The sequence below is a fragment of the Desulfobacter vibrioformis DSM 8776 genome (assembly GCF_000745975.1).
Lineage (GTDB): Bacteria > Desulfobacterota > Desulfobacteria > Desulfobacterales > Desulfobacteraceae > Desulfobacter > Desulfobacter vibrioformis.
Window position 1 is genome coordinate 162,200 of the sequence record NZ_JQKJ01000008.1, and the last position, 7,506, is coordinate 169,705.

Sequence of the window (7,506 nt, forward strand, 5' to 3'; positions counted from 1 at the left end):
CAGAAAGCCGATGACTCAAATAAAATATTTGACCGATTTGCTTAAAAAATATGAATTCTACAACTCGATGTTCAAGTTTTTATGATTAGCTAAATTTGCAGTTTGATAATATAATCACAACCATTGAACCAGTATTGAAGAAATATTAATCAACCCCCAAAGGGCCATTCATATTGATCATAACTAAGCCTGCATCATTTATTAAAGAATACATTGAAGAGCTCAATAATGCTCTATATCAACATCAAGCAGGGGCTAAGTTGACCTTTAGTCAGAAAACATGGCTCAGCTTTTGTCTTACGGGCATATTAATGGTGAACGCTGTCTGTTGGGCAAAATTTGAACGGGTAAGCCTGGGCGATTATAAAATAGCGGCTCTATCCTGGATGTTTCATAGGGGTAAGATTGCATGGGATAAATTACTCATTGTAAGCGTGAGGCATATCCTAAAAAAATATGGTATTACAAGCGGGGTACTTGTCCTTGATGAGTCTGATCGTGCCCGATCTAAGAATACAACACGAATACACAAGGTTCATAAGCAAAAACACAAAGCAAGCGGTGGTTATGTTAATGGGCAAACAATTGTTTTGCTGCTTTTGGTCACAGATTCTATAACCGTGCCTGTTGGTTTTAAATTTTACATGCCAGATCCAGTAATTAGCGACTGGAACAAAGAAGAAGAAAAAATGAAAGCGAAAGGCACTCCGAAGAGTGATCGGCCTGCCAAACCAAAGAATGATCCGGATTACCCGAAAAAAATTGAATTGGCGCTGCTATTGCTCGAGGAATTTAAAGAATATCATCCAGAAATAACAGTCAAATGTGTATTGGCTGATGCGCTATACGGTTCAAAGGAATTCATGAGTGGAGCCTCTGATATTTTTGGAGGAGTACAAGTTATCAGCCAGTTAAGGTCAAACCAGAATATCCACCATAGAGGAACAAAAAAAACAATTGAGGACTATTTTAATATAACCAACAAAGGGGTAGTTTGTACCATTCGCATACGAGGTGGTAAAGAAATCAATGCAACAGTAAGCAGCGCCCGCCTGAAGGTTGATGCACACGGCGGCAACATGCTTTTTGTGATCGCTTTGAAATATGAAGGAGAAGAAAACTACCGTTATTTAGCAGCTACAGATGTCAGTTGGCGTACACTTGACATTATCCAGGCATACTCTCTGAGATGGCTTGTAGAGGTTTTTTTTGAAGACTGGAAGCTTTATGAAGGATGGGGGCAAGAGGCCAAACAATATGGCGAAGAGGGATCAAGCCGAGGCCTGATTCTGAGCCTATTGCTAGACCATTGCCTCCTCCTTCACCCTGAGCAGAAGGCCTGCATAGAGAACAAAACTCCTGCATTTACTGTGGGAAGTCTACAGCGAAGGGCTCAAATGGATGTTTTAATGGTATGCTTCGAATTTTTGCTGCAACAACAAGATCCTGGTGAAAAGCTCAAGGAAATGGGCCAAGCGATTAAAGATGTTTTTCAGCTTATACCATCAGGAAAACATATGAGCGGAAGAATTTTGGGTAGATTGAAACCGACGCCTTCTCTATCAGCCAAATATTGTTCTTGCTGAGTACTTTTGGCAAGTTTATCATCAAAAACTTGAACATCGAGTACAAGCTTATGGCTGGACATCCTATTATTCGGCATCTCTCGAATTGGTGTATTGATGGCTATTGCTTCAAAGTCGATATGGAGGGGCTTGCGGCCCACTACGAATTTGCAACGGCCATGATTGATCTAAGCAGATCGAAAGATGTTGCTATGTTCTTTGCCTTTTGTGAAAAAATTGATGGGCGGTATCAGCCAATAGTCGATGAGAGCCGGGAAGTCGTTATTTACACTATAAATCTCAAAGCGCTGTTGGATAGTCGCAGCTCGGATTTCAATGCTATTGGTTTTCAAGCTCTTCCGCGCCCTGATGCTCAGAAAGCATATGCTCTTTGGCTTGGTCATGGGCAGAACCTTAATAAATGCCATTTTATCAGCAAAAAAATGTTTAAAGTGCAACGTAAGGAGTCGGAAAAGTATTTTGATATGTTCGAAGGTGGAGCAACATTATTTCCGAATGATATTGTTGACGCGATGGCGCTGGAACTCAGACAATCTATGGAAATTGACAAAGAAGTACTGGAGGCATGTTTCGAACGGCATTTGATACCTACAGCGTGGGATAATTTTGACGAGCTCACTAAGTTTCTGAAAAAATATGGATACTTGGTTAGGGAAAAGCAGTTGGAATTTTCAGATGGAACCAGAAGGAAGATAATTGAGAATTGGAACAGTCATTCCCCTCTTTCCTCAGATAGGGTTAATTGTCGGTTTGTTGCAGAATCCGTATAGTTCGTATTAACGGGCAGAATGAGAATATTTTGCCCAACAAAACGCTGGAGAGGGACCAGGCTTACAGAGCGGCCTTTTGAGAGTCCCTGGTTCAGGAAAATTTAAACTTTTATTGGAGCTTTTTGGGTTCAAAAGCCTGGCCCCTCAGCTCCCCGTTGGGCCTTTAAACGGGAACAGACAATTTCCAAGAAAATTGGTACTCGTTTAAATCGATCCTGTTTTTAAGATTTTGATATCATTAGATCTTTCTAATGTAAGCGTCAAGCTGTCGGATAATAGGTGATAAACGGGTCTGCACATCATAATTGATTAACGTTAAAAAGGTTCAGGCTTATATGGACTTATTTACACCAATAGTTTCTGATGAACGGCTTCATCACAACTTTTCTCAAATACTTCAAAGTGCTCAACTGAAAGATCGTCAAGAACTCTCTCGGTGGGCGGAAGGCTTTCCTGATAGAGACAATAAGTTGGTTATTGAATTCCAAACAACTTTTAATTCAACCTTTTGGGAAATTTATTTATTCGCGCTATTTAAAGAGTTGGATTTTGAATTAGACTGGACACATGCTGCTCCTGATTTCTCGGTTAACTGTGAAGGGGTGTCTCTTGTAATAGAGGCGACAACGGCTTCTGCTGCTTTGGGTAAAACTCCTGAGTGGGAGAAAAAATTAGAGGAGGGTGTTCCAAAACGATTCAAAAAAATGAATATCGAATCAATGGTTCGCTTAGCTAATTCAATTTCATCTAAACATGAAAAGTATAACAAATCCTATAAAAAATTGGAGCATGTGAAAGGGAAACCATTTGTAATAGCAGTGGCTCCATTCGAGCAACCATACTTTAACATGCAATATGATGTGCCAATAATGGCTTTGCTTTACGACTATTACGTTGATGAAGATGCTTTCAATGATGCTCCTCATAAATATCCATATGGACCTCCAGGGGTTAATTTAGGAACCGTCACGAAAGATAATGGTGCTGAGATTGAGTTAGGGATATTCAAAAATGGAAAGTACTCTGATATTAGTGCAATAATGCTGAGTACCACCGCCACATGGGGAAAGGTTGAAGCCATGTCTGGCAATGACGATTTAAGTCGTTTTGTAACCACATCGTGGTGGCCTGATGGAGGTGGACCACCCATTCACAAGTTGTCAACTTCTGGTGATTTTAAAGAAAATATACGTGACGGACTTGTGGTACTCCACAATCCTTTCACGGATAAAAAAATTGCGCCAGATATTTTTAGAAAAAGTGGTATTGTGCAGGTGTTTTATGATCCTGATAATCAAACGTTTACAAAAGAGATAAATGGACCCTGTTTATTTCATAGACAGACCCTGAATTTGATTCCAAGAAGTTAACAAGTGAAGGCAAAGGGACGCACCGTTGCACTTAACCATAAAATATCTTGCACAACAAAACGCTGCTCGTGCCCAGATAAATCCGAATCGTTGGGATTCAACCGAATAGGAGGATGAAATTCGATAATGTTACCCAGTGGGTGTAAGTCCCACATGAACAAAGCTTAGCCGGCAGTTCATTAGTGAAATCCACAGGCAAAACCGGAGACGGGAGTCTGAAGCTGGATGGAACAAGATTGCAGGCTCTGTATTGAACTCCGAAAAATGTATAGTTGTGGTCCATCAGGATAAACCCTGCGTGCAGGGGGGAAAGCCGACGTATTGTGGCGTGCGGAAGGCAGCAGACTTACAGGCGCTATGGCAAGCCTGTGAGTCACCACCGGGGTCTTAGACCAGGGCATGTTCTCAAAGGGGTAGCTCGGGAACTGGGGAGAGCCAATTGGTTCCCTGAAGAATAAGAACGGTATCAGGAGATCCAGCCATGGGCAAAATCCCGGTATCTGTATGGAGACCCCGCCTGCAGATAAGTTCGCCACAGGCGAAGACACAAACATAAAAGACGGGCAACTCAAGGTAACGGGGGCGGATAGTTAAAAGCGAACAAACCCGTGACGGCCAATTGGCAGTCTTAGCTGATCATAGTACCAAAGTTCAGGGAGAAACGAGACCTGAACGGTAAGGTGGGGAAGTGAAGCCCAAGCAACCCACTGGAGGTAAGGAGAAGCCGGGTGTGACGTTTTACTGGGAGGAACTACAGGAGGCACTCAGAGGCCACAAACTGTATCACCAAATTCCAGTAAAGTGCATTAGGGCGGCTGTTGCCGCCCATGGGTAGCATAGTCATGCGCCAATCGGAGTGTCGCCTGATTGGTTGACGGCTCGGTAAAAAAAGCCTGAACCGAGGAACCGTATGAGGGAAATCTTCACGTACGGGTCTGTGGGGAGGGCGTCGGGTAACTGATGCCTTTACCCGGAAGAGGGACCAGGCTTACTGCGCGGCCTTTTGGAAGTCCCTGGTTCAGGGAAATTTATCTTTTTATTGGAGTTTTTGGGGTTTAAAAGCCTGGCCCCTCAGCTCCCGTTGGCCTTGACAAAGCCCACACGATGTATAACTATAATGTATACACTAAAGTGGAGGGTATAAAATGATACGAACTCAAATATATTTGACGGATCAGCAGCGAAATGAATTGGCCATACTTTCAGAAATCCAGGGGAAAAAACAAAGCGAACTTATCAGAGAGGCAATTGATATTTTAATTGAACAGGCAAGTCAGGAAAGGCGAAAAAAGATATTATGCGAAACGGCTGGTATCTGGAAAGATCGATCCGATATCCCCGATTTTAAAAAAATGCGTCCTGAATGGGATAGGGAATAACAATGGCGCAACTATTCCTTCCTGATACAGATGTTCTCATTGATTTTTTACGAGGCTATCAGCAAGCTGTTGACTTTATTAACGTCAACGCTTCTCAAATAATTTTGTCCACAATCGTGATTGCTGAACTATATGCAGGGGTAAGGGGGAAACAAGAATTAACGATTTTGAATAATTTTGTTTCCCTTTTTGATGTCATTCCAATGAATTCAGAAATTGCCAAGATTGGTGGGCTTTATAAACGTGACTTTGGCAAATCTCATGGCGTAGGGTTAGCAGATGCCATCATCGCCGCTACTTGTCACTCCAAAAATGCGCAACTGAAAACGCTAAATATCAAACACTATCCGATGATTGAAAATTTAGAACCGGCCTATACAAAAAATTAGGCCAATCGGGATAGGACTCCCCATCACTGAGGAGCCCTCCCAGGTGAGTAGCCCAGGGGAATCTCACCCCCAGGCCCTCTCAGAACCGTACGTGAACCTCTCGATTCATACGGCTCCTATTGTCCAGCCATAAAACATGGCATTGCTTGATCCAAAGAATTCCTCCCATTGCTGGTTGACCCCTCGCATCAAGCCGGACAATGCAACCCCTTCGCTCCAGTCCCATTACAGAACCTTCTTCACTACTACGAGCTGCTCCGCCCCTGTGCTCCGCTTCGGTACTCTGATCCTTGTGGTGCTTCCACTTGGATTTCTCCCTTAGCATCGGAACGACAGGTTCCCATGTTCCATAAGAAAGCCTAAGATATGTTCATGCCGCCTTTATGCCGGACACCATCCAAGCAGTAACCAGATTTCCCTTGGACTCCTCATGGGACAGTGGCGCAACCCCATTTTTGATGTCACCATATATGCTTTCGACACGTCATCAGCGGTTCGCTTACGCTCATCTCCAAATCTCATACCTGACAGGCTCTATGTCCTGCCTTTTCCGTGACGCTCACCACCTTGACTCTTAATCAACTCAGCTCACGGTAGTTTGGTAACTACTTCTGGAAGTCGTCACCGGAGGGCCTTCCTCCATCTTTCCTACAGTTTCGAGCACAACCTTCTGCTCTCATGGCACACCACCACCCGGCATACGGATCACGTACCAAGGCGGTTCAGCTGGTATTAATAGAATCGGCTTGTAGGTTATCCCACCGATTCTATCGGGTTTTAGGCCGAGGCATGCTATGGAAGTTTCGGCCACTGCCGCATTACTCCCATAAATGCCGTCCACTTACTCATCACCACCATTCACTCGGTCCATTCGGCCCGGGCACTGTTCAGGCCTTCATCCGGGTGAGGCCTCTCCATTTTTGTGAAGCTCGTTTCCACCGACTACTATGCCGTCTGCTGACTTCTCCCATGCGGTCAGAGCCGGTTGCCCCCCCCCCTCAGCTATTTGGCACATGGCACATGGGAGATCTCCCGGGGTAAACACGTGTCTTTCAGTACGTGAATGCCGGATTTACGGACATACCCTGCAATGGATAGAGGACTTTATCTTGTTGTTCAGACTCGTCCCGGTATGTGCGCCTCACATCCGATTTCTGTACGTCATCCCGTACCTTCGCGGTACCTTGCCTCGGCAAGGCGGCTTCCTTCCGAAGCACCGTCACCGGTACCCCGTTGCACTACCGCTACACCCTTCGTCTCCATCTGGCTGGGTCTAAGACTTGCCAAATGTTTAGAAATCCACTACATTTGACTCTCTTTTAAGAACACGTGCCGTGCCCGGCACACACAAAACGCTGGAGAGGGACCAGGCTTACTACGCGGCCTTTCGGAAGTACCTGGTTCAGGAAAATGTATCTTTTTATCGGAGCTTTTGGGGTTCAAAAGCCTGGCCCCTCAGTTCCCCGTTCGGACATAAAAGATGGAACTAAAAATAAAAACGGATTGCTCTGGAATTAATTGGCAAGCGATAGCTGATTCACTAAAAAAAGTCGGAATGGCTTACCATGAACCAAAAGTTCATAAGAGAGCTTTTGAAGCCAGTCATACTACCGTTTTCATTTATGAAGAATCACGGCTGATCGGTTTCGGAAGAGCTATATCTGATGGTGAATATCAGGGTGCAATTTATGATGTTGCGGTTTTGCCCGAAGCCCAAGGAAAGGGAATTGGAAAGGTCATAATTCAAACTATCTTAGATCAACTTCCAAACTGTAATATCATTCTTTATGCAACTCCTGGCATGGAAGGCTTTTATAAAAAACTTGGGTTTGGAGCTATGAAAACAGGAATGGCTATGTTTACAACTCCACAAGCAACGAAAAAATTCACTGAATAATTTGCCGAACGAATAAGGATAGATCGTGTGAGGAACGAACCACGATCTTATCCGATTGTTGAACAAGCCCGGCCAAAATGAGCCGGGTTTTCCATATATATGAAAATATCTTTTT

General features: G+C 44.0%; 6 protein-coding genes. All 6 read left to right on the forward strand.

Annotated features, from left to right (window positions below; translation table 11 throughout):
• The first annotated feature begins 173 nt into the window (after positions 1-173).
• Positions 174-1,586 (forward strand): transposase, encoded by a 1,413-nt coding sequence (locus Q366_RS06680; protein WP_035237453.1) that lies wholly within the window; start codon positions 174-176, stop codon positions 1,584-1,586.
• A 50-nt stretch (positions 1,587-1,636) separates the two neighbouring features.
• Complete coding sequence (locus Q366_RS06685; RefSeq protein ID WP_156968127.1) at positions 1,637-2,356, forward strand: hypothetical protein; 720 nt, start codon at positions 1,637-1,639, stop codon at positions 2,354-2,356.
• A 335-nt stretch (positions 2,357-2,691) separates the two neighbouring features.
• Positions 2,692-3,726, forward strand: a complete 1,035-nt coding sequence (locus Q366_RS06690; RefSeq protein ID WP_035237455.1) for a hypothetical protein — start codon at positions 2,692-2,694, stop codon at positions 3,724-3,726.
• A gap of 1,145 nt (positions 3,727-4,871) precedes the next feature.
• Positions 4,872-5,105, forward strand: a complete 234-nt coding sequence (locus Q366_RS06695; RefSeq protein ID WP_035237456.1) for a ribbon-helix-helix domain-containing protein — start codon at positions 4,872-4,874, stop codon at positions 5,103-5,105.
• 2 nt (positions 5,106-5,107) lie between these two features.
• The gene (locus Q366_RS06700; RefSeq protein WP_035237457.1) at positions 5,108-5,494 is read left to right on the forward strand and encodes a type II toxin-antitoxin system VapC family toxin; all 387 of its coding nucleotides are present in this window, start codon (positions 5,108-5,110) and stop codon (positions 5,492-5,494) included.
• Between the two features lie 1,480 nt (positions 5,495-6,974).
• Positions 6,975-7,391 carry a GNAT family N-acetyltransferase gene (locus Q366_RS06710; RefSeq protein WP_035237459.1) on the forward strand — a complete coding sequence of 139 codons (417 nt, stop codon included), beginning with the start codon at positions 6,975-6,977 and terminating at the stop codon, positions 7,389-7,391.
• Positions 7,392-7,506 lie beyond the last annotated feature (115 nt).